The organism is Pseudomonas sp. K5002 (assembly GCF_013386655.1).
Lineage (GTDB): Bacteria > Pseudomonadota > Gammaproteobacteria > Pseudomonadales > Pseudomonadaceae > Aquipseudomonas.
This window is the reverse complement of record NZ_JACARK010001228.1, coordinates 1-1,128: the sequence shown is the minus strand read 5'-3', so window position 1 is coordinate 1,128 and position 1,128 is coordinate 1. Positions and strand designations below refer to the sequence as shown.

General features: G+C 65.2%; 1 protein-coding gene and 1 pseudogene. Both read left to right on the top strand.

Annotation, left to right across the window (positions count from 1 at the left end; translation table 11 throughout):
- Positions 1–565: pseudogene (locus HX846_RS35145) on the top strand (histidine kinase); the annotation flags it as partial.
- Between the two features lie 58 nt (positions 566–623).
- A partial coding sequence (locus HX846_RS35140; RefSeq protein ID WP_256740321.1) for a rhodanese-like domain-containing protein occupies positions 624–1,128 on the top strand: 505 nt, incomplete at its 3' end.

Sequence of the window (1,128 nt, the reverse complement as noted above, 5' to 3'; positions counted from 1 at the left end):
CTGGCCATGGGATGTGCAGCGCGTTCACCACGGTTTGCTGCCGGCCCCCCCGCCCACCGCCGAGTCCCTGGCGATCTGGCGCAAGCGCTGCACCGAATTGCTCGTAGAGCCGAGCCGCTTTGCCAATGCCATGCACCTGACCACCTGCGCCAAGGAAGCCCTCGTGGCCTGCGGCATGCAACGGGTGATGCTGCTGATGGCGGACAAAACCTTGAGCACGCTACGTGTGCATCAAGTCGACGGCCTGCCGAAGGACGCCGACCACATGAGCCTCGACGTGGCGCAAAGCACCCTGCTGCAACGCCTGCTGGCCAAGTCCGCCCAGGTGCGCCTCAACCCCGACAACCACGCCCAGTTCTCGGCACTGCTGCCGCCGGAACTGCGCCGCCTGTTCAAGGGCGAACACCTGCTGCTGCGCTCCCTGAGCTGCAATGGCCGGGTGGTGATGCTGATGGTGGCCGACCAGGGCGGCGGGCCGTTCTCGGAAACCACCGTGCAGGCCTTCGGCAAAACCGCCCAATGCATCGAAAAGGCCCTGCACAGCTTTACCAACCGCAGTGCCTGACGCTTGCGCTACAATCGCCCTCCCTTAGCGCCCAATTTTTATGCCCAGGAGACCTCACATGCCTGACTTCTCTGGCTTGCCGCTGGTCATCGAGGCCAGTGACCTGCTCGGTCGCCTCGATGCCGAACACCTGATCCTGGTGGACCTCACCAGCGCTGCGCGTTACGCCGAAGGGCATATCCCCGGCGCACGCTTTGTCGACCCCAAGCGCACCCAACTGGGCCAGCCACCAGCGCCGGGCCTGCTGCCGGGCAAGGCTGATCTGGAAAAGCTGTTCGGCGAACTGGGCCACACTCCGGATGCCACTTACGTGGTGTACGACGACGAAGGCGGTGGCTGGGCCGGGCGATTCATCTGGATGCTCGACGTCATCGGCCACAAGAAATACCACTACCTCGACGGCGGCCTGCTGGCGTGGCTGGAAGAAAAACACCCAGTGTCCACCGAGGTACCGGCCAGCGCCGGCGGCCCGGTCAGCCTGACGTTGCATGAAGAACCCACCGCCACCCGCGAGTACCTGCAAAGCCGCCTCGGCGCTGCCGACCTGGGCATCTGGGACGCTC